This window comes from Halorarum halophilum, from assembly GCF_013401515.1.
Lineage (GTDB): Archaea > Halobacteriota > Halobacteria > Halobacteriales > Haloferacaceae > Halorarum > Halorarum halophilum.
Map to the genome: position 1 here is coordinate 3,321,041 of NZ_CP058529.1, position 26,727 is coordinate 3,347,767.

The following is a 26,727-nucleotide window of genomic DNA, read 5'->3' on the forward strand; positions in this document are numbered from 1 at the left end:
TCGATGGGCCTCGCACAGAACCTCGTCTTCGGCCTGGTGACTGGCTCGTACATCGCCATCGCCGCGATCGGCTTCACGCTGATCTACGGCATCGTGAACATGATCAACTTCGCCTACGGCGAGTACCTCACCGTCGGGGCGTTCGTCGGCGTCCTCGTGGCGGGAGCGCTCCCCCTGCCGCTTCCGGTCGCCGCGCTCGTGGCCATGGCTGCCGGCGGCCTCGCGAGCCTCGTCCTCGCCCGGGCGTTCTTCACGCCCATCAACCACACCGGCCCGGTTCCGATGCTGTTGACCTCCATCGGCCTCGGCCTGGCGCTGCGCAACGGGATCAGGTTGGCCGGGGGGCGGAGTGCCCGCTACTTCGACACCGACACCACCACCTTCCGGTTCGAGGGGCTCCCGGACCTTCCCGTCGGCCCGGTCGACCTCCTCGGCGATCTGTTCGTCACCACCGAGCAGCTCGTGGTGGTCGGGAGCGCGGTGGCCGTCTTCCTGGCGCTGCACGCGCTGTTGACGCGGACCGACGTCGGCATCGCGATGCGCGCGATGGGCGACGACGAGGACCTGGCGCGGGTCCGTGGTATCGATACCCAGACGATCCGGGACAGCGTCTGGGTGCTTGCCGGGGTGCTCGCCGCGCTGGCGGGCGTCCTCATCGGGATGCAGACGAACGTCAGCGCGGGGACCGGGTTCAGCTACATCCTCCAGATCCTGGCGGCCGCCATCCTCGGCGGCGCCGGGAGCCCCTACGGCGCCATCGCCGGCTCGTACATCATCGGGCTCGTGCTCGCACTCTCGACCGCGTTCCTCCCCACGGGCATGACCGGCATCTCCACGGCCATCGCGTTCCTCATCCTCGTGGTGGTGCTGCTCGTCAAACCGAGCGGCATCGCGGGACAGGAGGTGCGCGAGGCGTGACCCCGGCCGGTTCACTCTTCGCACGCTCGCGGTCGAGGTGGTTGGCGTGAGTCTCCCCGCACTCGCGGCGTGCTCGGAACACACGTGTGGAGGTGTCTGCTCGTGAGCCCCCTCGATCGGCTCCCGGGCGGCGACGCCGAGCGGGCGATGCTGGTCGGCGTCGTCTGTATCCTCCTGGCCGCGTTGTTCGCGCTGACGCCGCTGGTGGCGTCGGTGCCGGGCGGGTTCTACGTCGTCTTCGAGGTCGGCATCCTCTTCGTCGTCTACGGCATCCTGGTGCTCGGACTCGACCTACAGTACGGCCACACGGGGCTGGTCAACTTCGGCCACGTGGTCTTCTTCGCGGTCGGCGCCTACACCGTCGCGATGCTGTCGGCGCAGGAGCCGTTCGCCGGGATCGGCCTCGGCTACCCCTGGCCGCTGGCGCTGGTGGCCGGCGTCCTCGTCGCGACGCTGCTCGGTGCCGTCGTCGGCGCGACCTCGCTGCGCCTCCGCGACGATTTCCTCGCCATCGCGACGCTCGCGACTGCCGAGATCTTCCACACGCTGTTCGTCAACTTCCGGGGGGTCTTCGGCGGCAACGTCGGTATCATCGGCGTCCCGCAGCCGGTTTCGAACCTCGCCGCCGACAGCGACACGACGCTGGTGGCCACCCTACTGTTGTTCGGGGGTCTCACCGCGGTCACGTTCGCAGCCGTGACCCGGCTGACCGAGGCGCCGTACGGCCGGGTGTTGCGGGCCATCCGTGCGGACGAACTGGTCACTCGGTCGGTCGGAAAGTCCACGTTCACGTACAAGATGCAGGCGTTCGTCTACGGCGCCGCGCTCGCGGGGTTCGCGGGAGGGCTGTTCGCGTTGTACAACGGCGCCGTCGCGCCAGGCTACTTCACCATCCAGGTGACGGTGACGATCTGGATCGGGATGCTGCTCGGCGGCGCGTCGAACCACCGCGCGGTGCTCGCGGGGCTCGCGATCATCATGGGCCTCCGACTGTTCTCGCGGTTCGCCCTCGGCGTGGCTCCGGTGTCGGCGGACGCGTTCGCCTCCATCCGGCTCATCGTCGTCGGTCTGATCCTGGTGGCTGTCATCCGCTACCGGCCGGCCGGCATCTGGGGCGACGCCAGAGAGTTGGGGGTGGACTCGTGAGCCTGCTCGCGACCGACGGGCTCGTCAAGGAGTTCGGCGGGGTCCGGGCGCTCGAGGACCTCTCGGTCTCGGTCGATCGGGGGGAACTCGTCGGCGTGATGGGGCCGAACGGCGCCGGGAAGTCGACGCTCTTCAACTGCGTCAGCGGAATCGTCGAGCCCGACGCGGGCCGCGTCACCTTCGACGGCGAGGACGTGACCGGCGACGCCCCCGAGACGCTGGCCCGGTCGGGGTTGGTTCGGACCTTCCAGCTCACGCGCGAGTTGGAGACGATGACCGTCCGGGACAACGTGCGTCTGGCGGCGCCGGACCAGCAGGGTGAGCGCACCGTGCCAGCACTCCTGCGCACCGACGCGATGCAGGAGCAGGAGCGTCGGGTTCGAGAGCGCGCGGACGACCTGATCGAGACGTTCGAACTCGAACGCCTCGCGGACGAGTACAGCAGCGCTCTCTCCGGCGGCCAACGGAAACTGCTGGAACTCGCCCGGGTTCTGATGCTGGAGCCGGACCTGCTCCTGCTCGACGAACCGTTCGCCGGAGTGAACCCGACGCTGACCCGCGAGATCGCCGGCCGAATCCGCGACCTCAATGACGGGGGGATGACCGTCGTCGTCATCGAACACGAGATCGAGACGCTGACCGAACTGGTTGACCGACTAATCGTCCTCCAACAGGGGCGGCTCCTCGTGGAGGGGGACCCGGAAGCCGTACTGTCGGACGAACGTGTCATCGACGCCTACCTCGGAGAGTGACCATGAACACACGATATCCCCGTCTCCGTGACCGCCCGGGTGCCGCCCGCAGGACGAACGCACGCCGTCGGAGGTGGGTCCCGTGAGCCTGCTGGACGTCTCGGCGCTCGACGCGGGCTACGGCGACCTGCAGGTGCTCTTCGACGTCGATATCCACGTCGATTCCGGCGAGTACGTCGCCATCGTCGGCCCGAACGGCGCCGGCAAGTCCACCGCGATGAAGGCCGTCTTCGGCCTCGCCGACCGGCTGGATGGGTCCATCGTCTTCGCCGGGACCGACATCACCGGACTCCCGCCGGAGGACGTCATCCACCAGGGGATGAGCTACGTCCCCCAGACGGGGAACGTCTTCCCCTCGCTGACGGTCGCGGAGAACCTCCGTCTCGGGGCGTACATCCTCGAAGGGACGCCGGAGGAGCGTCGTCGGGCCGTATTCGATCGGTTCCCGATCCTCGAAGAACGCCTCGACGAGACGGCCGGAACGCTCTCGGGCGGGCAACAGCAGATGCTCGCGATGGGGTGTGCGCTGATGCTCGACCCGGACCTCCTGCTCCTCGACGAGCCGTCGGCCGGCCTCGCACCGGACCTCGTCGACGAGATGTTCGAACGCGTCGACGCGGTCAACGAAGCAGGGACGGCGGTCCTGATGGTCGAGCAGAACGCGAAGGAGGCGCTCCGGCGCTGCGACCGCGGCTACGTGCTGGCGAACGGCGAGAACCGGTACGAGGGCTCCGGTGACGACCTGCTCGACGACGAGGAGGTCCGCGAGCAGTTCCTCGGCGGCTGATTCAAACCCCCGTCCACGCCGTTCACCGCTCGTTCAGCGATCTGCCCCGATCACGCCGAGGTACGGGCGACCGACAGGGGCGGTCGGCGAGAGCCACCCGAAATCGCGCCCGGCGATCGAGTCGCCCGCCTCCACGTCGAGGGTCGACTCGATACCTCCCTCGACCCCCAGCAGGTACGCGGCGGGTCGGGGTCCGAACCGGTCGAGCCTGTCGGCGAGCCAGCCCTCGTCGCGGGGTTCGGCCAGCGCGACCGGCGTCCCGGGGAACGAGGCGACGTCCGCGTCGAGCGAGTGGAGCCGACCGCGCTCGGGACCGTCGAGACGAAACGCCGTCCGAACGCGGTCGACGGCCGCCTCCAGGTCCGCCACGGCGAGCACCACGGTGTCCACGCCGCGGATCGGCGACGTGGCGAGGTCGCCGGTCGGTGTCACGCGGCGTTCCCGGGGCGTCCGGTCCGCGATGAGGAACGGGAGCGTTGACCCGGGGTCGCCCTCCTCCAGGAAGGAGAGTTCCCACTCGACGAGCGTTCCGTCCGGCCGTTCCCGTTCGTACTCGTGTGGCCCGTCGACCGCGACGCCGCGCTCGCGGAACGTCCCGCTCGCGGTCGCGATGTCCTCGACCTGCACGGCCCACGCGCACGGCCCGCCGTCCCCGTGAATCGGGTCGTGCCACCACGGTGACGCCGCGTCCGGATCTATCGTCGAGACGAGTTCGAGGTAGGTCCCGTCACGGAAGCCGACGACGGCCATGTGGGTGACGCCGTTCGAGTGGCTCCCGCCGTACTCGGCCGGGAACCCGGCGTCGGTGAACGCCTCGATAAGCGCGTCGAGATCGCGGCCGGCGACCGTGACGTGGTCGATGTCGAGGTCCATACCCGCGTCTCGGGGGGCGTTCGGAAGGGCGTGTCGGCATCGAGCGTCTGACGGGAGCGCGGCGGCCGACCGGTCTACTACCCGCGAGAGGGAACACGATCCAGGTAGCCATGCGGCCGGGGATGATCGCCGTGATTGAGCGCATGCTGATGCGGTGTGAGAGCTGTGGCAGGGGGTACGCCGCGCGGCGTCTCGAGGACGAGACCGTCCACCTGCTCGGCGGGAAGGACGCCTGCAAGTGCGGTCACACCGCGTTCTCGGAACTGGTGTGGGACGAGGTGCTGTGAGGGCGAGCGGTCGAAGTCGGAGCGGACGCCTCCGACACACAGCGTCCGCGGCGACCCGTCCTCCTCACGCGACGTTCCGCTCGACGAGTTCCTCGCCGTCCGCCTCGAAGCGGCGGCTCGACAGCGGAGTCACGTCCACGAGCGACGCCTCGCCGTCGACGCACAGTTCCGCGACCAGCCGCCCGGTCGCGGGCGCGTGCTGGAACCCGTGGCCCGAGAACCCCGCCGCGGTGACCAGCCCGGGAACCGTCTCCTCGACGATGGGGTGGTGGTCGGGCGTCACGGCGTACAGGCCGGCCCACCCGCTCTTGATGCGCGAGTCGCCGTCGAAGTACCGCGCGCAGTCGGCCGCGCGCTCGACCGCCGTCGCCGCCCAGTCGATGTCCATCGACTCCGTGTAGGCGTCAGCGTCGACGTCGGGGTCGTCCCCGGCGAAGTGCCCGCCGACGAGCGCGGTGCCGTCGCGCTCGGGCCGGAAGTACGACCCCGTGTCGAGGTCGATCGTCAGGGGGACGTCCTCCGGGAGCGTCAGGCTCGGGTCGACCATCGAGATTTGGCGGCGACGCGGGTGGATCGGCAGGTTGACGCCCGCCATCCCGGCGATCCGCGCCGCCCACGCGCCGGCCGCGTTGACGACGAAGTCCGCCTCGATTCTGCCGTCCTCGGTCTCGACTCCCGTGATGATCCGCTCGTCCGCCCCCTCGTCGACGAGCACGTCGGTCACGTCGGTCTTCGTCCTGACGTCGACGCCGGCGTCGCGCGCCTTCGCGGCGTAGCCCTGCACGGCGAGGTTCGGGTCGGCGTAGCCGTCCGCGGCGTTGTACGTCGCCGCGACGAACCGGTCCGCCCGGAGTTCCGGGCAGTGCTCGCGCGCCGCCTCGGGGGTGATGTACTCGCTGCCGACGCCGAGGTCGTTCTGCATCGCGACGTTCCCGCGGAACGCCTCGGCCGTCTCCGGGTCGCGGGCGAGGAAGAGGTAGCCGTGCTTGCGGTACGCCATGTCGACGCCGAACTCCTCCTCGAAGGCGTCCCAGACCTCGCGACTAGCGAGCGAGAGGCAGACGTTGATCTCGGTCGAGAACTGCGACCTGATCCCCCCGGCCGAGCGGGCGGTGCTCCGGGTTCCGAGGGCGCCCTTCTCACAGAGCGTCACGTCGGCGCCCGCGTCGGCCAGGTAGTACGCCGACGAGAGCCCGACGATCCCGCCCCCGACGACGACGACGTTCATACGCGAACGCACGGTCTCGCACCGGAATAAGTGTACCCCAGCGGGTCATCGGAGGAACACCTAACCCGCCGGATTCCGTGTCGACGGACATGGTCCTGTTCCTCTCCGACGACGCGGTCGCGCAGGTGCTCGACCTCGAGTCGCTGGCCCCGGTCGTTGAGCAGGCGCTCGTGAAGCAGGCGGCCGGCGAGGTCGAACGCCCGGATCGCCCGCACTACCCGGTGGGAACCGGCCTCGACTCCCCGGACCCGCTCGGGACCGGGCTGGCGATGCCGGCGTACGTCCACGGGGAGGACTACTTCGCGACGAAACTCGTCAGCATCCACGACGGGAACGAGGCGCGCGGGCTGCCGACGCTGCACGCCCAGATCGTCCTCGCGGACGCGCGGACCGGTCAGCCCGTCTCGTTCCTGGACGGCACGCGCATCACGAACGCGCGGACGGGCTGTATCGGCGGTCTCGCGGCGCGCGAACTCGCGACGAGTCCCGTACGGCTGGGAGTGATCGGCGCAGGCGCGCAGGCACGCTGGCAGACCCGTGCCATCGCGGCGCTTACGGACGTCGAGGCGGTCTCCGTCTACTCGCCGAGCGACTCGAAACACGACTGCGTCGCCGACCTCCGCGAGGAGGGGATTCCGGCTTCGGCGGCCGACTCGGCGGCGGAAGCCGTCCGCGACGCGACGGTCGTCGTCACCGCCACCACGAGCACCGAACCGGTCTTCCCGGCGGACGCGCTCGCGCCCGGGACGCTGGTCGTGGCCGTCGGCGCGTACCAGTCGGGGATGCAGGAGCTCGAACCGGCCGTGTTCGACCGTGCTGCTCGTACCTTCGCGGACGTGCCAGAGGAGGTGGCGACGATCGGCGACGTCGCCGCGACCGACCTGACCGAGGCCGACCTCGTGCCGATGGCGGCGCTGTTCGACGGGACCGCGGGGCGCGAGTCGGCGGAGGAGATCGTCGTCGTCGAGAGCGTCGGAACGGCCGTGCTCGACGTCGCGGCGGCCACCGAGGTGTACGAGGCGGCCCGCGAGGCTGGCCTCGGCACGGACCAGCCGATGTGACGGGCGCGGGGACCGGCACGAGACCGCGCGAATCGCCGATGAATCGCCGTGAACCGAGCGAAGCGTGGACGTAAGGCGGGCGTACCGTACTCGACGGAATCGCTCGCGACGGAATTCTCGCGTCGAGCGGTGCACCCTCGACGGGCCGAGAAATCCGACCGTACTCCTCGCGGCATCGACCGGGACGATGTGAAGGATGGTGGCCCTATACTGCCCGAGACGTGGTAGGTGGGTCGATGGATCTGTCCGATATCTCGCGCCGGGGATTCCTCGGCGTGACGGCTGTCGGCGGCGTCGCCGCCGGTCTGGGTCGAGAGGCGTCCCGAGGGACCGCGAAGGCCGAACGCGCGAACGCACAGTCCGACGACGGGAGCCTCCTCGAGATCGTCACCGAGGAGGAGGGGACCCTGTTCTACGAGTTCGAGGTCGCAGGCCGGGTCATGAAGGTGTTCGACAGGGGCGACGACTCCGCCGAGCTGCGGAACGACGACGTGGACGAGGAGCGGTCCGAGCAGGTCACCGTGACCGGCGAGACGGCCAACGGCCAGGGCGACTCCTACCGGTTCTCCGGGACGATGGTGGACTTCGAGTACAACGACGAGAGCGCCCCGTCGTTCACGGTGCAGCTCGACGGGGAGGACGTGACCGACCGCGTGACGGCCCTGGACACGCCGGACTCGGAGTACGACAGGGACCTGTTCGAGATCAGGACGGAGAGCGACGGGACGTTATACTACGACTTCCTCGTCGACGGGCGCGTGACGAAGGCGCTCGACGAGGGGGAGAACTCCGCCGAGCGCGGGACGGCAGATCGCGGCGCGGACGACGTCGACCGGTTCCGCGACGGCACGTGGGGCGTCCTCGGCTCCGCGAGTGACGGCTACGGGGACGCGTTCTACCTGTACGGCCCGCTCCTCGACTTCGAGTACAAGACGGACGACTACCCGGAGTTCAGGCTGCTCCTGAACGGCGAGGACATGACCGACGAACTCCTCCGCAGGGGCCGCGTCGAGGACGACGGACGGAACGGCGACAACGGAGACGACCGGGACGACGACGACGATGACGGGGACGACGATGACGACGACGCGCCGGAGGAGCTGGACGCCGACATTCAGCTGTTCTGTTACGAAGTCAACGTCGACGCGGAGTCGTACGAGGAGGTCGCCCTCCGGATGAGCGACGGGTCGACCCAGCGGTTCACCGGCGACTACGGCGGGGAGAACCGGTTCGGCTTCTCGGGGAGCGGCAGCGTGCGCGACGAGGACGAACTGTTCACCGAGTACCACGGATGGGTCCGGGAGGCCGTCGTCTCCGACGGCTCCGCGACGGCGTCGGCGAGTAACGAACCCGGTAGCTGCCTCGACGTGAGCCGGGAGTGCTCCGGCATCACGATGGAAGACCCCGACGACGTGAACGTCGACGTCAGCCTCTACTTCGCCGACGGGAGCGCGAAGGGCCTCGACGTGAGGGAGCCGAGCCCGGTCGAATTCGTCTCGCCGGGCCGCGTGTTCGACCGCGCGAGCTTCGATACGCCGGACGAGGTGGTCATCCGGAACGACGACACGTCGTGTGACCCGGGCGAGTACGCGACGACGTTCGACTGCACCGAGGTGACGGTCGGCGAGGAGGAGTTCGGCAGCCTTCCCCCGCAGTTCGCCATGGCGAGACTCCTGTTCGTGGGCGGCGACACCCAGACGTTCGGCGACCAGCTCGGCCCCGACGACTTCTCCGCGCCCCGGACGTTCGCCGGGACGGACGAACACGAGGGGAAGGTCATCGAACGCGTCCAGATCGCCGCAGACGGCGGCGACGTGTTCTTCAACCTCGTGAACCCGGACGTGGACGACTGCGACCCCGAGACCCCTGACGGAGAGAACGGAGCCGACGACATCGAGTGCGCGGAGGTTAACGCCGAGGCGGAGTATGTCGTGTTTACGAACACGGGCGATAGCGAAGTCGACGTATCCGGCTACGTTGTCGCATTCGAGTACGGAAACAGTGACACCGACCAGCGCAGGACGATCCCCGACGGAACAACCATCGACGCGGGAGGGGATTTAATAATCGCCACCGGGGCTGAACCCGTTGATGACGCCGACGTGACGTTCGACTATGAGGGTGAAGTGCTCAACAACGACGAGACCGATGTCGTCGCCCTGCTCGACACCGGCGGGAACGAAATTTGCACCATCAGCAGCCAGTCCACGGCGACCGAGACGGAAACCGAGACCGAGACCGAAACGGAGACGGCGACCGGAACGACGACGGAGACCGAAACCGGGACCGCGACCGACACCCCCACGGACACGCCGACCGAGACCCCGACGGATACTCCAACGGAGACTCCGACGGACACCCCCACCGAGACACCGACGGACACCCCCACCGAGACACCGACGGACACGCCGACGGACACGCCGACGGACTCATCGACCGGGTCCGAGTGAGCGCCCGGACCGGCGCTCCCTGCGCGACGAGTCCGCACGTACCGGCCCCGACTGCTGGCACCGAACGACTCATACGCGCCACCTGACTACCCGGTCAGTGTGAGCCGGTTCCCGACTCCCCCGAGCGACGGTCCCTCCAGCACCGCGTCGTACGCGGACGAGCGTCGCGGGTGGTCCTGAATGGGCGAAGTGCGGCCGCGAGCGGTCGTGCTCGCCGTTATCGCATGCACGTTCTTCGTCGGCTTCGGCGGCGGCGTCGTCTTCCCAATCCTGCCGAACCTCGGGACGGTGCTCGGCATCTCCCCGTTCCTGGTCGGCATCATCCTGAGCGCGAACCGGTTCGTCCGGATGGTCGCGAACGCGCCCGCCGGGGCGCTGGTCGACCGCGTCGGGACCCGCCGGCCGTTCATCGCCGGGCTGCTCATCGAGGGCGTGGCGACGCTCGGCTACAACGTCGCGCTGGCGTCGTCGCTCCCCGAGTTCTGGTTCCTCCTCTCGCGGGTCGCGTGGGGGCTCGGCAGCGCGCTCGTGTTCGCGACGGCCTACACCATCACGGCCGACGTGAGCGAGGCGGCCTCGCGCGGGACGAGCATGGGCTTCGTCAGGGCGGGCATCACGTTCGGCTTCCCGGCGGGGCTGGTGCTCGGCGGCGTCGTGAGCGACCTGTACAGCGTCGCGGTCGCGTTCGCCCTGGCGGCGGCCTTCGCGCTCGTCTCGGGCGGGCTCGCCTTCCTCACCGTCCCGGAGACCCACGCCAGCGACGCGGGGACGAGCGTGCGCCCCTGGGACATCGACACGAGCACCCCGGCGCTGACCACGGGGCTGGTGAACTTCGGGCTCTACTTCTCGTACGCCGGCGTGCTGTTCGCGACGCTGGTGCTCCTGCTCGGCCGGCGCGGCATCACCGTCCTCGGCTACTCGGCGCAGGGAACCTCCGGGTTCCTGATGGCCGCGACCGTCCTCGCGGGGTCGGTGTTCATGCTCGTCGGCGGGAGCGCGAGCGACCGGCTCGGCGCCCGCGTGCCGATCCTCCTCGCGTTCCTCGGGCTGGCGTGCGCGGGGTTCCTGGGGCTCGCCGTCGCGGACTCCCGCGTCGGCCTGCTCGTCGCCTGCCTCGCCGTCGGCGCCGGCCAGGGCGGCGTGGGCGGTCCGCTGATGGCCCTGCTGGCCGACCTCACCCCGACCGACCGGATGGGCCGGGCGACGGGGACGAACAACGTCCTCGGCGACGTCGGCGGTGGCCTCGGCCCGATCGTCTCGCTCCCGGCCGTCGAGGCGCTGGGTTTCGTCCCAGTCTACGCCGCCTGCGCGTTCATCCCCCTGGCCGCCGGCGTCGTCCTCCTCGCGGGGACCTACCGGCACACCGGCGAACTCAACCCCGACGTGGCGGTGCGGGAGGCGTCGAGCCCCGCCGCCGACCGCGATTCGTCGTCCTAGCCACAACCTAGTCGTCGCCGTCTCCCGCGCACGTGCGCGGCCAGCACTTTTCTCCGGCCGTGGCTAACCGTGGCACGTGCCTGACATTGGTGCCCCCTTCGGGTTCGATCTCTCCACGACGCTGGTCGGATCGGGGTTCACGCTCCTCGTGTCGAGCGCGGTCCTCCGGTACGGCGATCGGGTGTCGAGGTTCACGAACGAGGAACTGTACGGGGTCGGTGGCGCCGTCCTCCTCGTCCTCGGGGTGGTCTACGGCCTGTTTCTCGTCCTCCGCGGCGATCGCTGAGCCTCGAATCCGAGTGCTGTCGGAGGTCCGGTTGGCCGTGAACAGAACGAAATCACTCGATGAACCGTTGCGGTTCGTACCTTCGGAAGCAGCGCCCGCGTGTCACTCCGCGGTCACACGTCGGCCTCGTCGGCCGTCGCCGCGCGCGTGAAGTCGCGCCAGTAGTTCACCGTCCAGAAACTGAGACCGGTGGCAATGAGTCCGGCCGCGATGAAGTAGAAGAGGATCGAGTTGAGCACCGCCTCGGGCGCCCGGTACGCGTAGACGATCCCCTCGCCCGCGAGCATGCCGACGACCAGCGCGAGGATCGCGACCCCCGTCGCGGCCGACAGCACCGTGCGGCCGTCCGCGTCGTAGCGGGCCAACCCGACGATGGTGACGACGAACGCGACCGCCATCACGAGCACGTACACCGGGAAGCGGATCCCGACGTTGACGGCGTTGCCTGTCACCAGCGACAGCAGGCCGACGAAGTCGGCCGTCAGCAGGACCGTCGACACCAGGACGAGTGCGGCGATCTGCTTCAGTTGACCCTCGAACCACCGTGAGGGAGACATGTGCGAGCACAGCCGTCTGGGGGCGAAAAAGGTACCGACCACCGGCCGGGAAACGACCGGTTCCCTTAATTCGCGTACGGGATACTCACGACGGAAGGCATATGCCGGGGCCCTCCCCAGATGGGGGTGAACGATGACCAGTATCCCGGACGAGATCAGGATCTCCGAGGACGGTACGACGCTGCCCGTCATCGAGCTCCTCACGGGCCGCGGGTTCGTGACCGGCAAGTCCGGGAGCGGGAAGTCGAACACGGCCAGCGTCATCGCCGAGGAACTGCTGGAACTCGACCTCCCGATGCTCATCATCGACACGGACGGCGAGTACTACGGGCTGAAGGAGCGCTACGAGATGCTCCACGTCGGCGCCGGCGACCTCTGCGACGTGCAGGTCTCGCCGACCCACGCCCAGCGGATCGCGACGCTCGCGCTCGAGGAGAACGTCCCGGTCATCCTCGACGTCTCGGAGTACCTCGACGTCGACGACGCCCGACAGCTGATCCACGGCGTCGTCAAGACGCTGTTCGTCCGGGAGAAGAAGGAGAAGAAGCCGTTCATGCTGCTGGTCGAGGAGTGCCACGAGTACCTCCCGGAGTCGGGCGGTCTCGACGAGGTCGGCGAGATCCTCCTCCAGGTCGCCAAGCGCGGCCGCAAGCGCGGGCTCGGCCTCTGTGGCATGTCCCAGCGCCCCGCCGCCGTCGACAAGGACTTCATCACCCAGTGCGACTGGCTCGTCTGGCACCGGCTCACCTGGGAGAACGACACGAAGGTGGTCGGGCGATTCCTCGACAACGAGTACGCCGAGATGGTCGAGGGGCTCAACGACGGCGAGGCGATCCTCGTGACCGACTGGGACGAGCAGGTGACGCGCGTCCAGTTCCGCCGGAAGAAGACGTTCGACGCGGGCGCGACCCCCGGTCTCGAGGACGTCGAGCGCCCGGACTTCCGCTCCATCAGCTCCGACCTCGAGGAGGAGCTCTCGAACCTGGGGTCGACGATGAAGGACCCCGACTCCGGGCCCGGAACCGGCGGAGGGTCGACCGGCGGCGGATCGGCCGGTGGCGGCGGATCAGCCGGGGCCGAACTAGGTGGCGGATCGTCCGACGCAGGAACGCGATCGCCGGACCTCGATCAGGCGGCGGAAGCGGTCGAGGACGACTCAGGAACGGGTTCGACGGCCGGATCGGCGTCCTCCGGGGACGCCGGCTCCGCCGACGACTCGGAGTCGGCCGACGATCAGTTCGAGGGTGGTGAGAGCGGCGGGACGATCGTGCGGGCCGACTCGGCGACGGACGACCGCTCGACCCCGATCGGCAGGACCCCGTCGCGGACCATCGTCAAGAACCGCGGTCCGAAGCGGCCGAAACCGCCGAGCCGTCGGAGTCGGCGCCACCGCCGCCGGGGCCGGGACGCCGCCGAGGAGAACATCGTCCTCGAGGCGAGCCACCTTGTCGCCTACGGCGTCGAGTTCACCGTCTGGCGGATCCGCCGCGCGATCTTCCGCGCCAGGCTCGCCACGAGGCGGTCGGTCGGCCGAACGTGGCGACGAATCAGGCGGTCCGGGGCCGACCACGACCTGGACCCGCGACTGCTCGCGGTGCTGCTTCTGGGTTGCGTGACCCTCGCGGTCGGCCTCCTGCTGTCGAGCGTCGTCCTGTAGGGCGACCGTTCCCTGGACGTCGGAACCCTCACGAGGCCTCCAGCGGTCGATTCGACGCGACGTCCACGTTCCGACAGCGTCGGCCTCGTCCCCCGTTTCGGCATCCGAGTACGCCCGACCAACCGTGCAGCGTCCGCCCGAAGGGCGGACCTGTTCGCTCCCTCGGTGTCGACTAACTCTCACTTGCGAACCTTCCGAATACACGCTTACTGGGGCGTAAGACTACCCTTCGAGGGTAAACTGTTTCCGGGGTTTATGCGCTCAGCGGCCGACGAATCGGCCGCAATGGAGGCTCGGACATGACAACGCGGAACGCGGTCGTATCGCTCGTCGCGGCGCTGGTGGTCGTTTCGGTGCTCGCACCCGCCGCGGCGTGGAGCGCGGGCGCACAGGGTCAACAGCAGCAGGAGCGGCAGGGGCTCGTCGTCGAGTCGCTCGACGCGCCCGGTGCCGCAACGCCGAACAGCACGATCACCGTGAACGCGACGATCTCGAACCCGACCTCCCAGGAGCTCACCGAGGAGGTCGCGTTCAGGCTCGTGGGCGACGACCAGGATATCGTGGAGCGCCAGTCCGTCACCGTGGGGCCGGACGGGACGACGTCGGTGAGCTTCACGCTCGAGACGACGAACTTCGGTACCGGTGACTACATCCACGGCGTCACGACTGCCAACAGTAGCCAGTTCGCTCAACTCGACGTGACCACCGACGCCGACGTCTCCTTCGACGAGCAGGAGTCCGACGGGACCCAGGTCACCGTGGACGAGGTGTTCGTCCCCGAGGGCGGCTACGTCACCATCCACGACCAGCGCCTCCTGGAGGGTGACGCGCTCGGCAGCGTCATCGGCGTCTCCTCGTACCTCGAACCAGGCTTCCACGAGGACGTCGACGTGACGCTGTTCGACGTGCCGGGCGCCCAGTTCCAAACCTCCGAACTGACCGAGAGCCAGGTCCTCTTCGCGATGCCCCACCTGGAGACGAACAACGACAGGACGTACGACTTCGTCTCCTCGAACGGCTCCGCCGACGGCCCGTACACGGTCGAGGGCGAGGCGGTGACGTCGCCGGCGCCGGTGACGGTCGCGAACGGGACCGCGGGCGGCGGGGCCGACGGCGGGACCTCCACCCCCGACGCGGGCACCGACGAGCCGACCGGAACCGCGACCGAAACCGAGTTCGGCGGCGCCGACGACGGCGAAACGACCGGAACCGAGATCGTGGACGCCGGGGGCGACGAGAACGAGACGACCGGCACCGAGACCGGGAGTCCGTCGCTGGTCGCGGAACTGGGCTCAGGGAACTGAGTCGACGACGGACGAGCAGGTCCGGAGGGCGGTCAGGGGGACGATGCTGGAGGTCCCCGGATCCCCCTGGCGGCAGATACGCGACCGTGAGCGGCCGTACGCCCGGTTCTATCCGAATACGGCGGTTCTCCTCGGGAGCTTCTCGCGCGCACCGGTCTGACAGCCTGATTCGTCGGTCCCGACGCCGGCCCCACACGGTCGACACCGTCTCCGGCCGAACCGTTGCCGCGGCAGTGAAGAAACGTTTGCAACTATATCCCTCGAAACCGCACGACAGCAGTGAACCGTTTCGTAACCAGTTACCAATCGTTTGTGGACTATTTCGACGTGTGCACGGACCGGCGCCCGATTTTCATTCGAGATAACGCGCAACGAAATGAAAGTGTTGTGGCTGTGAAGGGAAATCTGTTGGGACGGACATTCCCCTTTTAGTCCGTAGTCACCATCCCTGAAAACGCCATGTCAGGAACGTCGCACCCGTCGGTTCTGTACGAGAACGGCCACGAGCCGGCCGGTCTCGCGGACGCGCGGAACGTGTTAGTACTGGACGATCCGCGCATCCCGACCGTGGACCACTTCGGTCCCGAACTCGTGACCGACGGGCCGCTGCTCCTGATCGCGTTCACCGCGGCCGACGTCCAACTGCTCGAGGGACAGGAGCACCGGGAGCTGTACGTCGTCGACGCGACCCCGCAGGGGAACGTGGTCGACGAGGCCACCGACGGGATCACCGTCGAGTCGGTCTCCTCGCCCGCGAACCTCACCGAGATCGGGGTCGCACTCGACAAACTTCTCGCGCGTGCAGGGGACACGAGCGGACGGCTCGACTGCTGTCTCCCGTCGCTCACCGCGCTCCTCCAGTACGTCGACCGGCAGCGCGCCTACCGGTTCTGCAACGCGATGACGAACCGGCTCGCGTCCGCGGACGCGTTCGCCCACTACCACCTCAGCGCGGAGGCGCACGACGACATGACCGTCGACACCTTCGCCTCGCTGATGGACGCGGTCGTCCACGTGGACGCCGACGGCTCGAGCGTCGTTCGCAGTCGCTGACGACCCGACGATTCCGACAACCGAGAACCTGGGCACCCACTCGATCTGACGTGGCCTGGTTCCCGCAAACGGGCTGCCGGCTCGATCCGGGGGGACGACGCCGGCGCCCCCGAATCCTCCGCCGACGATACGAAAGCGATCTGATTGTTTCGAACGAAACTACCCCACGTAGCGTCTGTGGACTATCCTCCTTCGGGGACTGTTTCGGCACTGTTTCGACGTGTTTCGTCGTCTACGTTCCGACAGAACTCGCCGCGAAAAGGTTAAGGCTCTGAACGGAAACGGCAGGACGAACCTGGAGCCCAGTACGTGTCCGATCGCCGAACCCCCCGTAACCCCGCCCGAACTGCGCTCGTAGCGATAGTGCTGCTCGCCGCGCTCGTCGCGCCGGTTGCGACCGCCGCTGCGCAGGAACCGGGGGAGATCAGGATCGCCCAGAGCGGGTTCGGCGACGCGGATGCGTTCGCGGAGAGAGGGGAAACGCAGTTCATATGGGCGGACGAGTCCACGACCCTCGAGGTGGCCCTGGAGACGAGCGGAAGCGACGGCGAGGGGCACTACGAGGTCTGCGTCCGGTCCGAACCGGCCGACGACAGATCCCCGACGGACCTCGAGTGCCGGTCGGAGGTGCTCACGGGTAACAGCACGGAGGAACTGGCGTTCACGTTCGACGGCTGGCCCGAGGGGTACCGGGGCGAGCAGACGGTGAGCATCGTCGTCACCGCGGACACGCTCAGCCGTGACGAAGCGGCGCGCGCGACGCACGCCGTCTCGGTCGTCGGGAAGGCCGCCGACGCGGACGGCGACGGGGCGTCGAACCGGCGGGAGGTCGACGGCGGCACCGACTTCACTGACCCCGACACCGACGACGACGGCCTCGCCGACGGCCTCGAACTCGACACGTACAACACGGACCCGACGGGAGCGGACACCGACGGCGACGGGCTCTCCGACGGCGCCGAGGTGACCACCCACGAGACGGATCCGACCCGCGCGGACACCGACGGCGACGGGCTCGACGACCGGACCGAAGTGACCGAGTACGGGACGAACCCCAACCGCGCGGACACCGACGGCGACGGCCTGTCCGACGCGCTCGAGGTCAACACCCACGAGACGGACCCCGCTCGGGCCGACACCGACGGCGACGGCCTCAACGACGCCGCCGAGGTGCGCGAACACGAGACCAACCCGACGGACACGGACACGGACGAAGACGGCCTGAGCGACGCGCTCGAGGTACACACCTACGGCACGGACCCGGCGAAGACCGACTCGGACGAGGACGGCATCTCCGACGGCGCCGAGGTCAACGAACTGGCCACGGACCCGTCGCTGGCGGACACGGACGACGACGGCCTCTCCGACGGCGCCGAGGTGAACACCTACGGGACGAACCCCAACCGCGCGGACACCGACGGCGACGGGCTCGCCGACGGCGCCGAGGTGAACCGCTACGACACGGACCCGATGCGGGCCGACACGGACGGCGACGGGCAGGCCGACGCGAGCGAGGTCGACGTCACCCAGCGGCTCACCCCGTTCGCGCTGCTCCTCGGCATCCCGTTCGTGGGCGCCGCTGCCGGGAGCGCGCTGTGGGCGACACGGCGCCGGTGGCTCCCGCACGTCCCCCACCGAGTCAGGACCGAGGTCGTGGGGTCGGGGGCGACCGACCGAGTGACCGGGACCGTCTTGTCCGTCCGCGATTGGGCCGACCGGGTCCGATCGTGGGTCGCGGAGGTGGTCGGAGGCGGGACGAGCGAACGGGCGACCGACGAGGCGACCGCGGCGAACGGCGGCCGCGACCGCCCGGACCCCGGCCCGGACGAGGGCCCCTCCGAGGTACCACTCGAGATGCTGAGCAACGAGGACGCGGTCCTCGCAGTGCTCCGACGGAACGGGGGGCGCGTCCGACAGTCGGATCTCGTCGAGGAGACGGGCTGGTCGAAGTCGAAGGTGAGCCGCGTGCTCTCGCGGATGGACGACGCGGGCCGGGTGACGAAGATCAACGTCGGTCGGGGGAACGTCATCACCCTCCCGGGCGAGGAGCCCGACGGCGCCGACTCCCCGTTCTCGAAGTAACCCCCGCAGCCCCGGAAGTCGCCAGTCGGGGGACGACGGCTCGCCCGAGTCGTGTGGACGCCGTCGGGTGACGACCGTCGAACATTTAACCCCCGCCCCGTGATACGAGGTGACGTGGTTGACCGACGGACCGCCGCCACAGCCCTCCTCGCGGTTCTCGCCGTCCTCGCCCTCGGGGTCGCGGCGGCGACGCTGGACTCCGCGACGACGACGAGCGACAGCGGCGGCTTCGGCGCCGGCGCCTCCGAGGACGACCGCGGGGTCGGCAGCGACCGGGGCGGGTCGGTGGACCTCGGGGGGAACACCTCCGCCACCCAGACGGGGATGCGCCTCTCGATCTGCGTCGAGTTCCTCACCCGCCCGCTCGTGCAACTGGCCCTCCTCGGCCTCGTCGCCCTGTTCTTCCTCGCCGTCTACTACACGACCGGGTCGAAGGTGCTGAGCACCATCTTCGTCTCGTCGGCGCTCGTTCCGTTCGTCATCATCTACTTCCTGCTCGTCTCCTGTGGTCGCACGCCGAGCGAAGCCGCCATCGCCGGGGGGAGCCGTGCCACGAACCGGACCGGGTTCGGCGTCGGCGGCGGCGACGCGGGCGTGGCCGCGACCGGGGAGGCGCTCTCGACCCCGACGACCCTGGTCGGCGTCCTGCTCGTGCTCGCGCTCCTCGGGAGCGTCGTCCTCCTGTTCGTCTCGACGGGCGACGACGAGGGGGAACCCGCGGAGGAGGAACCCGACCTCCCCCCGGCGGAGCGACGGGCAGCGGTCGGCGCCGCCGCGGGCGCAGCCGCCGACCGGCTGGAGGAGGACGCTGGGCTCGGCAACGAGGTGTACCGGGCCTGGAGCGAGATGACCGACCTGCTCGACGTCGAGAACCCGGCCGCGAGCACGCCCGACGAGTTCGCCGACGCGGCCGTCGCCGCCGGGATGGACCGCGAGGACGTGACGGCGCTGACGGCCGTGTTCGAGGAGGTGCGCTACGGCGGGGCCGACCCGACTCCAGAACGTGAGCAGCGGGCGGTCTCGGCGCTCAGACACCTCGAGGAGACGTACGCCGACGGCGACGCTGGCGACGAGGACGGTGGGAACTGATGCGGAGGACCGTCGTACTCGGACTTGTCGCGGTGGTGTTCGGCTTCACCGTCGTCGTCCAGCGTGGCCTGGCGGACGCGTTCGGCTCGATGAGCTACACCTTCGTGATGCTGGTCGGCGCGTTCGCGCTCGTCCAGGGGCTCCGCTACGCGAGCGACGCGCGGGACGCCGACGCCCGCGCGACCGACACGGCCGACGTGGAGGACCGCCACGAGGTGCCCTCGCCCGGGAGCGACGTCGACGAACTGCTCGCCGGCACCGGCGGCCTGACGACGGTGAGCATCAGGGGCAGGCGGGAGTTCCACGAGCGCATCCGACGCGTCGCCCGGGAGACGCTCCTCGTCCGTGGGGACTACGACGAGACGACGGTGTCGGAGGCGCTGGACGCGGGGACCTGGACGGCCGACCCAGTCGCCGCGTGGTTCCTCGGGACCAACCTCGCGCCGCCGCCGGCCGTCCGGATCAGGGGATTCCTCGGCTCGGACGTGGAGTTCAGGTTCGGTGCCGAGCGGACTGTCGCGGCGCTGGCGGCCGTGCGTGCGGGTGACGTGGAACCTGACGGACACACGTCGGCCGAGGCGAGCGGCCTGCTCTCCGCGGTCCGGTCGCTCGGCCGCCGTCGGCTCGGTACGCTTCGGGACAGATTCGGGGGTGTCGGTCGATAATGTCGACGCTCCCCGAACAGCTCCGACCGCGGGGCGTCGTCCCGACGGGGCGGTGGGCCGGGATGGCGGCGCTCGCGCTGGTCCCGGTCGGGCTGGGGGCGTTGCTCCAGAGCCCGCCGCTCGTCGTCGTCGGGGCCGTCGGCGTCGCGTACGCCGCCTACGCCCGGGGGGACTCGGCGCCCCGACCCGACCTCGACGTGACGCGGGAGCTCTCGACTACGACGCCCGACCCCGGCGAGGAGGTGACGGTCACGCTCCGCGTCCGGAACGCCGGCGACGGGGTCGTCCCGGACCTCAGACTGGTGGACGGGGTACCGCCGGCGCTCTCGGTCGAGACGACCGCCCGCCTCGGAACCGCGTTGCGTCCGGGGAAGACCGCGACGCTCCGGTACACGGTGACGGCGGTCCGGGGCGCCCACGAGTGGCAGCCGGTCCAGGTCATCACGCGCAACGCCAGCGGCTCCCGCGAGCACGACGAGCGCGTGACCGTCGAGACGACGATGCGCTGTGCACCGAACCTGCAGGCGAGCGCCTCCCTCCCGCTCCGCGGGCTGACGACCCAGTACGCCGGGCGGGTCGCGACGGACGTCGGCGGCGCCGGCCTTGAGTTCCACTCGACCCGCGAGTACCGCCACGGCGACCCGGCGAAGCGTGTGAACTGGGCGCGGTACGCCCGGAGCGGCGAGCTGTCGACGCTCCTCTTCCGCGAGGAGCGCGCGGCGACGGTCGTCCTCTGTATCGACGCCCGGGCGGAGTCGTACCTCGCGCCCGACCCCGACGCGTCGAACGCGGTCGAGCGGAGCGTCGACGCCGCGGCCCAGGCCTGCTCCGCGCTGCTCGAGAGCGGCGACCGGGTCGGCGTCGCGGCGTTCGGCCCGGGCGAATGCTGGCTCCCGCCGGGGAGCGGCGCCGACCACGCGACCGCCGCGCGCGAGGTGCTCGGCACCCACCCGTCGCTCTCGCCGACGCCGCCGACCGAGCGGTTCCTCCCGACGACGTGGCTCCGACGGTTCCGGCGGCGGCTCCCGGCGGACGCGCAGGTCATCCTCTTCTCGCCCGTCGCGGACGACTACGCCGTGACGGTCGCCAGGCGGCTGGACGCCTACGGCCATGCCGTGACGGTCGTCAGTCCCGACCCGACCGCCGACGACACGCCCGGCCGGACGCTCGCGCGGATCGAGCGGGCGAACCGGCTCTCGGGGCTCCGACGGGCCGGCATCCGCGTCCTCGACTGGGGCGAGGAGTCGCTCGCGACCGAACTCGAACGCGCCGCCGCGCGGTGGTCGGGATGACGATCACGCGACGGCCGCCGGCTGCCGGGGTCTGGGGCGCCGCGCTCGCGGCGCTCGCCGGCACGTCGGCGCTGGCCCTCTACTCGCCCGTCGGCGCGGGCATCGGCGCGGTCGGCGTCGTGCTCGTCGTCGCCGGGTTGCTCCGCCCCTCGCGGCGCGTCCTCGGCGCCGGCGCGGTCGCGATCGTCTGCGCCGTGCTCGCGGCGAGCGCGTTCGACGGGGCGGGCGTCGGGGCGTCGCTCGCGGGAACGGTCGCCGCCGCCGTCGCCTGGGACCTCGGCGAGCACGCGCTCGGCCTCGGCGAACAACTCGGTCGCGAGACGGACGTGACCCGGAACGTCGCAGTCCACACCGGCGCGAGCGTCGCGGTCGGTGCGGTCGGCGCGGGCGTCGCGTTCGGCACCTACAGCGCCGCGACCGGGGGTCAGCCCGTCGTCGCGCTCGTGTTCCTGCTCGTCGGCGCGGTGCTGCTCGCGAGTGCTGTCCGGTAGTGTCGTCGGCTTCCACGGTGCGGACGTGTCGGTTCCGCGCTATCCTGTCGGGTAGTGTGGCTGTCGCGTGGTCGAGACCGACGACGGCTTAGACCTCCGCGTCCTGCACCGTCGGCACCTCGACCCGGTCGAGCACGGCCGAGAGCACGTCCGACTTCGCAACGTCGTCGACGCGGGCGTCGGGCGTGAGCACGAGGCGGTGTGCGAGCGTCGGCTGGGCGACCCGCTTCACGTCCCCGGGGGTGACGAACTCGCGGTCGGCGAGCACCGCGGCCGCCCGGGCGGCCTCGAACAGCCGCTGGGTGCCGCGCGGGGAGACGCCGACGGCGACCCGGCGGTCCTCCCGCGTCGCGCGCGTCACGCGGGCCATGTACTCGAGCAGGTCGTCCTCGACCCTGACCGACTCGGGCGCGCTCCGGACGCCGACGACGCGCTCCTCGTCGAGCACCCGCTCGATGGACGGGTCCTGTTCGACCCGCCCGGCGCGGCGCCGGAGCAGTTCGACCTCGCCCCCGAGGTCGGGGTAGCCCATCGCCGTCTTCACGTTGAAGCGGTCGAGCTGGGCCTCGGGCAGCGGGAAGTTCCCCTCCTGTTCGACCGGGTTCTGCGTGGCGATGAGGAAGAACGGCGAGGGGAGTTCGTACGTCTCGCCGTCGACGGTGACCTGTTCCTCCTCCATCGCCTCGAGCAGCGCCGCCTGCGTCTTCGGCGGCGCGCGGTTGATCTCGTCGGCGAGGACGACGTTGGCGAAGATTGGGCCCGTCGAGAACTCGAACTCCCCGGCGCCCTCGTCGTACACGTTCGTCCCGGTGACGTCCGACGGGAGGAGGTCGGGGGTGAACTGCACGCGCGAGAACGAGAGGCCCAGCGCGGTGGCGAACGATCGCGCGGTGAGGGTCTTGCCGGTGCCGGGCACGTCCTCGATGAGTACGTGGCCGCCCGAGAGGAGTCCGAGCAGCACGTCCTGGAAGAAGTCGTCCTCGGCGACGATGGCACCGCGGAGGGCGGAGAGCACGTCCGAACAGGCCGCGCTCGCGTCGGATACGTCCATGCGCTTCGTGAGCACGTCCCGGTGAATAACTCCCGGGGTTCTCCCGCCGCCGGCCCTCGGATACCGAAACCGATTAAACGCTGTCCCCTCTCTTTGGAAACGAGCCGAGGTAGCCTAGCCTGGCCAAGGCGGCAGATTCGAAATCTGCTGTCCATTCGGACTCGGGAGTTCAAATCTCCCCCTCGGCGCTTTTCGCGCGATCACGATCCTGAGAGCCCTCCGTGGCTCTCTCGAGGGGGGGAAGCCGTGAGTACGTCGGGCGCCCCCGCTCGCCGCCGGTCCTCGGACGCGACGTCGGCGAGGTATTATGGGCGTTCCGCGAGGGGAAACGCAGTATGGCGTCAATAAACAAAGTCCATCCGCCGCATAGCTCTCGTATCGAATCTGGACGTGACGCCGTGTGGGCCGGCCGACCTCGACGTCCGACCATCGCTCGGGTCCACGACGATCCTCGACCGCCCCTGTAACAGACTGTGAACCAACGCAAGCGACTCCGAATCGGGGGACTGCTCGTCCTCACCGGGCTCCTGCTCTCGGCAGGGGCCTTCGGCGGAGCCTGGGCGCTCGCGCCCGACCGAAGCAGCCCCGCCTCAGGCGAAGCCGGGAGTTACGCGAACACGTCCGTGCTCATCGGGGTCCAGGGTCCGGGGGTCGGCGGGAGCGTGACCGAACTCCACGCCAACGGGACGATCGCGTGGACCTACGCCGGCGGGACCGACGGCGGCGTGATCAGCTACCAGAACGTCCAGTCGCTCGAGGACGGCACCGTGTTGACGACGTTTGCGGACGACGGCTACTCGGACTGCGGCGACTTCGAACCCCCCTGCAAGCGAACCGGCGTCCGCATCATCGACCCCGACCCCGAGCCCACGGTCGTCTCCGAGTGGAGCTACCCGGTCCGCACGCGGAAGGACAGCGAGGTGCACGACGCGGAACGGCTCCCGTCCGGCGACGTCCTGGTCGCCGATATGGAGTACGAGAGCATCTTCGTCTACGACGACTCGACGGGGGAGCGAACCTGGACCTGGAACGCGAGCGAGCACTACGAGGCACCGCCGGACCCGACGCGGGAGGACTGGCTCCACATCAACGACGTCGACCGGATCGGCGAGGACCGGTACCTCGTTTCGGTGCGGAACGTGAACCAGCTGCTGATCGTCGAACGCACCGACGACGGCGGGAGCGAGGTCGTCGAGGTGATCAACGAGGACCGGGACGCCGACGTGCTGAACCAGCAGCACAACCCCCACTGGCTCGGCCCCGGCCGGGTGCTCGTGGCCGACTCCGAGAACCACCGCGTCGTCGAACTCCACCGGAACGGGACCACCGGGGAGTGGGAGGTGGCGTGGACGCTGGCCGGGACCGGCGGCATCGCCTTCGAGTGGCCGCGGGACGCCGACCGGCTGCCGAACGGGCACACCGTGATCACGGACACCAGGAACGACCGCGTGGTCGTCGTCGACGAGGACGGGCGGCTCGTCCGGAGCTACGCCACCGCGCCGCTCCCCTACGAGGCGGACGTCCTTCCCTACGGCGAGCGGGCGGGACTCGAGGGCGACACCCCTACGGTCCACGGGGAATCGGCCGAGTGGACGTCGCGTGACGTGCCCGTCCTGTCGACGCTACTCGCGGGGATGCACCACGTCGTGGCGGTCCCCTACTGGGTATCGGAACTCCACCTGCTCGTGCTGGTGGTCACGGCCGTGCTGTGGGGCTGGGGCGGCTGGCTCGTCGTTCGGGGCTGGCGGGGATAGCGAGAGAACGAAAAAACCCGTCCCGGCGCGGTAAGGAGGCGGTACCGTCGGCGACGGGACCGGCCTCACACCATCGTCTTGAGGTCGCAGACGAGTCCGGGGTTCGCGACGATGAACGCGTTCTCCCGGAGCAGGTCCTCGTCCGAGGGGAGCACGAGCGTGTGCTCGTTCTCCCCGTCGGAGGAGTGCAGCACGTCCAGGTCCAGGAGTCGGTACCCGAGATCCGACTCGGGGTCCGGGTCGCGCGGCATCCGTTCCAGGTCCCGGAGGCTGGGGGTGCTCATCTCAGGCGTCGCGTTCGATCGTCACGTCCGCGTCGCCGTCCACGGTCAGGGCCGTCAGGTGCCCCGAGAAGCGGTAGCCGTCGGTCCCGTTGCCGACGACCCCGATGACCTTGCCGTCCCGCGCGATGTCCTTCATGCGGTCCCACGGCGTCGAGTCGTCGGCCACGACGCTCGCATCGCTGTCGCGCCCGACGTCGCCGGAGACGGTGAACGTGTACTGGGTGACGTCGCCCTCGCCGGCGACGGTGAGCAGGTGCGGGTGCGCGTCGTCCTCGCTCGTGCTGTCGTCACCCGAGGAGTCGTCATCGGCGGAATCACCGGCCGACGAGTCGTCGCCAGAGGAATCGTCCCCGCTGGAGTCGCCGCCGCTCGTCCCGTCGACGAGTTCGTCGGGCGTCATCGTTGTGCCGTCGAGCGAGAGGTCGACCTCGTAGCCGTCGTCCATCACGAAGTCGACGACCTCGCCGTCGAACCGGAAGGAGTCCAGTTCGTCGGGGCCGAGGTTGTTGACGTTGATCGTGGACGTTCCGTCGTCGTTCTCGACGATGGAGTCGGAGCCGGATTCGGCGTGCTCGCCGAGCGTCGCCGACCCAGAGACGGTCACGTCGAGGTCGAAGTCGCCCGGTTTCGCCGACGATGAGACCGGGTTGTCCGGGCTCCCGTGGAGTGCGAGCACGTGGTCGTACTCGGCCGGGTCCGCCGGTTCCTCCTCCTCCTCGGTAGCGGTGTCGACGGACACCGACCCGTCCCACGGGCCGATGCCGGAGCCGACGCCCTCGATCTCGTCGGCGGACGGGTAGCCGGTCACGTCCGAGGGGAGCGGGAAGGACACGTCGCCGTCGGCCGCGAGGTCCGACTCGCTGACGCCGCCCGCCTCGAACTCCATGCTCCCGGAACCGACGGCGACGCAGTTCTCGACCGTCACGTCGGCGGAACCGCCGGACTTGTCGCGAAGGATCGCCTGATCGGAGTCGTTGTAGAACGTGCAGTTGCGGATCGTGACGGAAGCGCCCGCCGCCCCGTCGTGGACCTCAATGGGGTTCGCGGCCCCGTCGACGTCGAGGTAGATGAAGTAGCTGTCCTCGATGACGATGTCACCGGGGTGTCGGATGCGAACGCCCCGCGCGTTGGGGGTGTTGGTGTCGTCGTTCGGGATGTCCGCAGTGACGGCGATCAGGCTGTTGCGGACGTGGGTCGTCTGGCCGCTGCTCGTCCCATCGCGGTGGCCGATGCGGATGCCCGCGATGTTGTTGTTCACCGCCGCGCAGTTCTCGATGGTCACCGGGGGTTTGTCGAGGTACGCGCCGTTGTTGGCCATGAATCCCCATGCGGAGTTCCGGAGCGTCACGCGCTCGTCGCCCCCCTCGGGCGAGTAGAACGCGCGGTCCTCGCTCTGCTGGCCGCCCTCGGGCCAGACGAACCCGTCGACGGTCGCCCCTGGGGGTAGGTCGATGCCGGCCTTCGAGCTCGGGTTCGCCCCGCGGACGACGACGTTCTCGAGGGTCCCCTCCACGGTCCCCTGCATCGTCCCGGACTCGAGGTTCAGTACGACGTCGCCCTCCGTCCCGCCGCCGACGAGCGCCGCGTTCGACCCGATGTCGAGGTCCTCGCCGCTCCACGTGTACTCACCCGGATCGAGCGTGACCTCGCCGTCCGGACTGAGCGTGAGGGACTCCTGTGCGGCCGCCCCGTTCGTGCTCACGCCGACCGCCCCCAGCGTGGCAGCCGTCGCGGCTGCCCCCTTCAGCAGCGAACGTCGCGAAGCACCCCCGATTTGGCCGTCTTCCGACGCCCCCTCTAGCCCCTCTGAGTCGTCGGTAGCGTTCCCCTTCTCTTCTCCGTCGTCGGTGTGGCCTGCTGCCATGGCCGGGTAGGATGGGGTTTACCAAAAAGCGGTTTTGACCACCTCGAGCGACTTACCTAGTGGGAACGGGTTTCTTTGGGGCAAGTGCAGTTCGACTGCGAGCCGATTACTGACCACCTGCAGGTTACATCAGGGAACGTGATATTAATTTCGTTGCTCCTCCGTTGACCGGAAGAGGGGGCACAGTTACCATCCGGTAAGTGTTTCCTACTCCGATACCGCTGTCGACGCGATTCGAGGCGGCCTGCCCGACACTGTGTAAGGGATCCCTACCTCCGGAAACACGAAGGCTCTCGGCCGGCAGGGGCCTGTCGTTTACATCAGTCGGCCGGGTGACGAGGCCGCACCTGCACGGTTCG

23 protein-coding genes, 1 tRNA gene and 1 pseudogene are annotated in these 26,727 nt (G+C 69.7%); 19 read left to right on the top strand and 6 right to left on the bottom strand.

Annotated features, from left to right (window positions below; all coding sequences use genetic code 11):
* Window positions 1-3 precede the first annotated feature (3 nt).
* The 4 genes from HUG10_RS16475 (at window position 4) to HUG10_RS16490 (ending at window position 3,603) form a co-directional block, all read left to right on the top strand.
* Window positions 4-918, top strand: a complete 915-nt coding sequence (locus tag HUG10_RS16475) for a branched-chain amino acid ABC transporter permease (protein ID WP_179170608.1) — start codon at window positions 4-6, stop codon at window positions 916-918.
* A gap of 102 nt (window positions 919-1,020) precedes the next feature.
* A complete protein-coding gene (locus tag HUG10_RS16480; protein ID WP_179170609.1) occupies window positions 1,021-2,064 on the top strand; it encodes a branched-chain amino acid ABC transporter permease in 1,044 nt (347 codons plus the stop codon).
* Window positions 2,061-2,816, top strand: coding sequence for an ABC transporter ATP-binding protein (locus tag HUG10_RS16485; protein ID WP_179170610.1), 756 nt, complete (start codon window positions 2,061-2,063; stop codon window positions 2,814-2,816). Before HUG10_RS16480 ends, HUG10_RS16485 begins: the two co-directional genes overlap by 4 nt.
* An 82-nt stretch (window positions 2,817-2,898) precedes the next feature.
* On the top strand, window positions 2,899-3,603 hold the full coding sequence (locus HUG10_RS16490) for an ABC transporter ATP-binding protein (RefSeq protein WP_179170611.1): 705 nt from the start codon (window positions 2,899-2,901) through the stop codon (window positions 3,601-3,603).
* Window positions 3,604-3,636: 33 nt separating this feature from the next.
* Here the strand turns inward: HUG10_RS16490 and HUG10_RS16495 are convergent, their stop codons facing one another.
* A complete protein-coding gene (locus HUG10_RS16495; RefSeq protein ID WP_179170612.1) occupies window positions 3,637-4,476 on the bottom strand; it encodes a VOC family protein in 840 nt (279 codons plus the stop codon).
* A 122-nt stretch (window positions 4,477-4,598) separates the two neighbouring features.
* On the opposite strand from HUG10_RS16495, the gene HUG10_RS16500 reads away from it, so the two are divergent.
* Window positions 4,599-4,763 carry a hypothetical protein gene (locus HUG10_RS16500; protein ID WP_179170613.1) on the top strand — a complete coding sequence of 55 codons (165 nt, stop codon included), beginning with the start codon at window positions 4,599-4,601 and terminating at the stop codon, window positions 4,761-4,763.
* A gap of 64 nt (window positions 4,764-4,827) precedes the next feature.
* Here the strand turns inward: HUG10_RS16500 and HUG10_RS16505 are convergent, their stop codons facing one another.
* On the bottom strand, window positions 4,828-5,991 hold the full coding sequence (locus tag HUG10_RS16505) for an NAD(P)/FAD-dependent oxidoreductase (RefSeq protein ID WP_179170614.1): 1,164 nt from the start codon (window positions 5,989-5,991) through the stop codon (window positions 4,828-4,830).
* Between the two features lie 89 nt (window positions 5,992-6,080).
* On the opposite strand from HUG10_RS16505, the gene HUG10_RS16510 reads away from it, so the two are divergent.
* The 4 genes from HUG10_RS16510 to HUG10_RS16525 all read left to right on the top strand — a co-directional run bounded on the left by HUG10_RS16510 (window position 6,081) and on the right by HUG10_RS16525 (window position 11,225).
* Entirely contained in the window at window positions 6,081-7,052 is a 972-nt protein-coding gene (locus HUG10_RS16510) for an ornithine cyclodeaminase family protein (protein ID WP_179170615.1), read from the top strand.
* A 236-nt stretch (window positions 7,053-7,288) separates the two neighbouring features.
* Window positions 7,289-9,502 (top strand): lamin tail domain-containing protein, encoded by a 2,214-nt coding sequence (locus HUG10_RS16515; protein WP_179170616.1) that lies wholly within the window; start codon window positions 7,289-7,291, stop codon window positions 9,500-9,502.
* Window positions 9,503-9,682: 180 nt separating this feature from the next.
* A complete protein-coding gene (locus tag HUG10_RS16520) occupies window positions 9,683-10,939 on the top strand; it encodes an MFS transporter (RefSeq protein WP_179170617.1) in 1,257 nt (418 codons plus the stop codon).
* A gap of 76 nt (window positions 10,940-11,015) precedes the next feature.
* A complete protein-coding gene (locus tag HUG10_RS16525; RefSeq protein WP_179170618.1) occupies window positions 11,016-11,225 on the top strand; it encodes a hypothetical protein in 210 nt (69 codons plus the stop codon).
* A gap of 113 nt (window positions 11,226-11,338) precedes the next feature.
* Here HUG10_RS16525 and HUG10_RS16530 read toward each other — a convergent pair whose 3' ends face one another.
* Entirely contained in the window at window positions 11,339-11,782 is a 444-nt protein-coding gene (locus HUG10_RS16530; protein WP_179170619.1) for a hypothetical protein, read from the bottom strand.
* 133 nt (window positions 11,783-11,915) lie between these two features.
* Between HUG10_RS16530 and HUG10_RS22215 the strand changes: the two are divergent.
* The 8 genes and pseudogenes from HUG10_RS22215 to HUG10_RS16570 form a co-directional block, all read left to right on the top strand.
* Window positions 11,916-12,113 (top strand): annotated as a pseudogene (locus HUG10_RS22215) (helicase HerA domain-containing protein); the annotation flags it as partial.
* A gap of 1,625 nt (window positions 12,114-13,738) precedes the next feature.
* Window positions 13,739-14,743, top strand: a complete 1,005-nt coding sequence (locus HUG10_RS16540) for a DUF7282 domain-containing protein (RefSeq protein ID WP_179170621.1) — start codon at window positions 13,739-13,741, stop codon at window positions 14,741-14,743.
* Window positions 14,744-15,202: 459 nt separating this feature from the next.
* A complete protein-coding gene (locus HUG10_RS16545; protein ID WP_179170622.1) occupies window positions 15,203-15,796 on the top strand; it encodes a DUF7504 family protein in 594 nt (197 codons plus the stop codon).
* Between the two features lie 309 nt (window positions 15,797-16,105).
* Window positions 16,106-17,878 carry a helix-turn-helix transcriptional regulator gene (locus HUG10_RS16550; RefSeq protein WP_179170623.1) on the top strand — a complete coding sequence of 591 codons (1,773 nt, stop codon included), beginning with the start codon at window positions 16,106-16,108 and terminating at the stop codon, window positions 17,876-17,878.
* Between the two features lie 114 nt (window positions 17,879-17,992).
* Complete coding sequence (locus HUG10_RS16555) at window positions 17,993-18,967, top strand: DUF4129 domain-containing protein (protein ID WP_179170624.1); 975 nt, start codon at window positions 17,993-17,995, stop codon at window positions 18,965-18,967.
* Complete coding sequence (locus tag HUG10_RS16560) at window positions 18,967-19,632, top strand: DUF7269 family protein (protein WP_179170625.1); 666 nt, start codon at window positions 18,967-18,969, stop codon at window positions 19,630-19,632. Before HUG10_RS16555 ends, HUG10_RS16560 begins: the two co-directional genes overlap by 1 nt.
* A complete protein-coding gene (locus tag HUG10_RS16565) occupies window positions 19,632-20,924 on the top strand; it encodes a DUF58 domain-containing protein (RefSeq protein WP_179170626.1) in 1,293 nt (430 codons plus the stop codon). Before HUG10_RS16560 ends, HUG10_RS16565 begins: the two co-directional genes overlap by 1 nt.
* Window positions 20,921-21,415, top strand: coding sequence for a DUF7519 family protein (locus HUG10_RS16570; protein WP_179170627.1), 495 nt, complete (start codon window positions 20,921-20,923; stop codon window positions 21,413-21,415). The genes HUG10_RS16565 and HUG10_RS16570 overlap by 4 nt, the downstream gene beginning before the upstream one ends.
* 88 nt (window positions 21,416-21,503) lie before the next feature.
* Here HUG10_RS16570 and HUG10_RS16575 read toward each other — a convergent pair whose 3' ends face one another.
* Entirely contained in the window at window positions 21,504-22,466 is a 963-nt protein-coding gene (locus HUG10_RS16575) for an AAA family ATPase (RefSeq protein ID WP_179170628.1), read from the bottom strand.
* Between the two features lie 103 nt (window positions 22,467-22,569).
* Here HUG10_RS16575 and HUG10_RS16580 point away from each other — a divergent pair.
* A tRNA-Ser gene (locus HUG10_RS16580) sits at window positions 22,570-22,654 on the top strand.
* A 285-nt stretch (window positions 22,655-22,939) separates the two neighbouring features.
* Window positions 22,940-24,220: a hypothetical protein gene (locus tag HUG10_RS16585; RefSeq protein WP_179170629.1), complete on the top strand. Its 1,281-nt coding sequence runs from the start codon at window positions 22,940-22,942 to the stop codon at window positions 24,218-24,220.
* A gap of 65 nt (window positions 24,221-24,285) precedes the next feature.
* On the opposite strand, the gene HUG10_RS16590 is transcribed toward HUG10_RS16585, so the two are convergent.
* Both HUG10_RS16590 and HUG10_RS16595 read right to left on the bottom strand, forming a co-directional pair.
* Window positions 24,286-24,504 carry a hypothetical protein gene (locus HUG10_RS16590; RefSeq protein ID WP_246310172.1) on the bottom strand — a complete coding sequence of 73 codons (219 nt, stop codon included), beginning with the start codon at window positions 24,502-24,504 and terminating at the stop codon, window positions 24,286-24,288.
* A 1-nt stretch (window position 24,505) separates the two neighbouring features.
* Window positions 24,506-26,368, bottom strand: coding sequence for a right-handed parallel beta-helix repeat-containing protein (locus HUG10_RS16595; protein ID WP_179170630.1), 1,863 nt, complete (start codon window positions 26,366-26,368; stop codon window positions 24,506-24,508).
* Window positions 26,369-26,727 lie beyond the last annotated feature (359 nt).

Coding starts and splice junctions, on each gene's coding strand:
- HUG10_RS16475 (WP_179170608.1), top strand. CDS start 4: ATGGGCCTCGCACAGAACCTCGTCTTCGGCCTGGTGACTGGCTCGTAC.
- HUG10_RS16495 (WP_179170612.1), bottom strand. CDS start 4,476: ATGGACCTCGACATCGACCACGTCACGGTCGCCGGCCGCGATCTCGAC.
- HUG10_RS16500 (WP_179170613.1), top strand. CDS start 4,599: ATGATCGCCGTGATTGAGCGCATGCTGATGCGGTGTGAGAGCTGTGGC.
- HUG10_RS16505 (WP_179170614.1), bottom strand. CDS start 5,991: ATGAACGTCGTCGTCGTCGGGGGCGGGATCGTCGGGCTCTCGTCGGCG.
- HUG10_RS16510 (WP_179170615.1), top strand. CDS start 6,081: ATGGTCCTGTTCCTCTCCGACGACGCGGTCGCGCAGGTGCTCGACCTC.
- HUG10_RS16515 (WP_179170616.1), top strand. CDS start 7,289: ATGGATCTGTCCGATATCTCGCGCCGGGGATTCCTCGGCGTGACGGCT.
- HUG10_RS16520 (WP_179170617.1), top strand. CDS start 9,683: ATGGGCGAAGTGCGGCCGCGAGCGGTCGTGCTCGCCGTTATCGCATGC.
- HUG10_RS16530 (WP_179170619.1), bottom strand. CDS start 11,782: ATGTCTCCCTCACGGTGGTTCGAGGGTCAACTGAAGCAGATCGCCGCA.
- HUG10_RS16540 (WP_179170621.1), top strand. CDS start 13,739: ATGACAACGCGGAACGCGGTCGTATCGCTCGTCGCGGCGCTGGTGGTC.
- HUG10_RS16545 (WP_179170622.1), top strand. CDS start 15,203: ATGTCAGGAACGTCGCACCCGTCGGTTCTGTACGAGAACGGCCACGAG.
- HUG10_RS16560 (WP_179170625.1), top strand. CDS start 18,967: ATGCGGAGGACCGTCGTACTCGGACTTGTCGCGGTGGTGTTCGGCTTC.
- HUG10_RS16565 (WP_179170626.1), top strand. CDS start 19,632: ATGTCGACGCTCCCCGAACAGCTCCGACCGCGGGGCGTCGTCCCGACG.
- HUG10_RS16570 (WP_179170627.1), top strand. CDS start 20,921: ATGACGATCACGCGACGGCCGCCGGCTGCCGGGGTCTGGGGCGCCGCG.
- HUG10_RS16575 (WP_179170628.1), bottom strand. CDS start 22,466: ATGGACGTATCCGACGCGAGCGCGGCCTGTTCGGACGTGCTCTCCGCC.
- HUG10_RS16590 (WP_246310172.1), bottom strand. CDS start 24,504: ATGAGCACCCCCAGCCTCCGGGACCTGGAACGGATGCCGCGCGACCCG.
- HUG10_RS16595 (WP_179170630.1), bottom strand. CDS start 26,368: ATGGCAGCAGGCCACACCGACGACGGAGAAGAGAAGGGGAACGCTACC.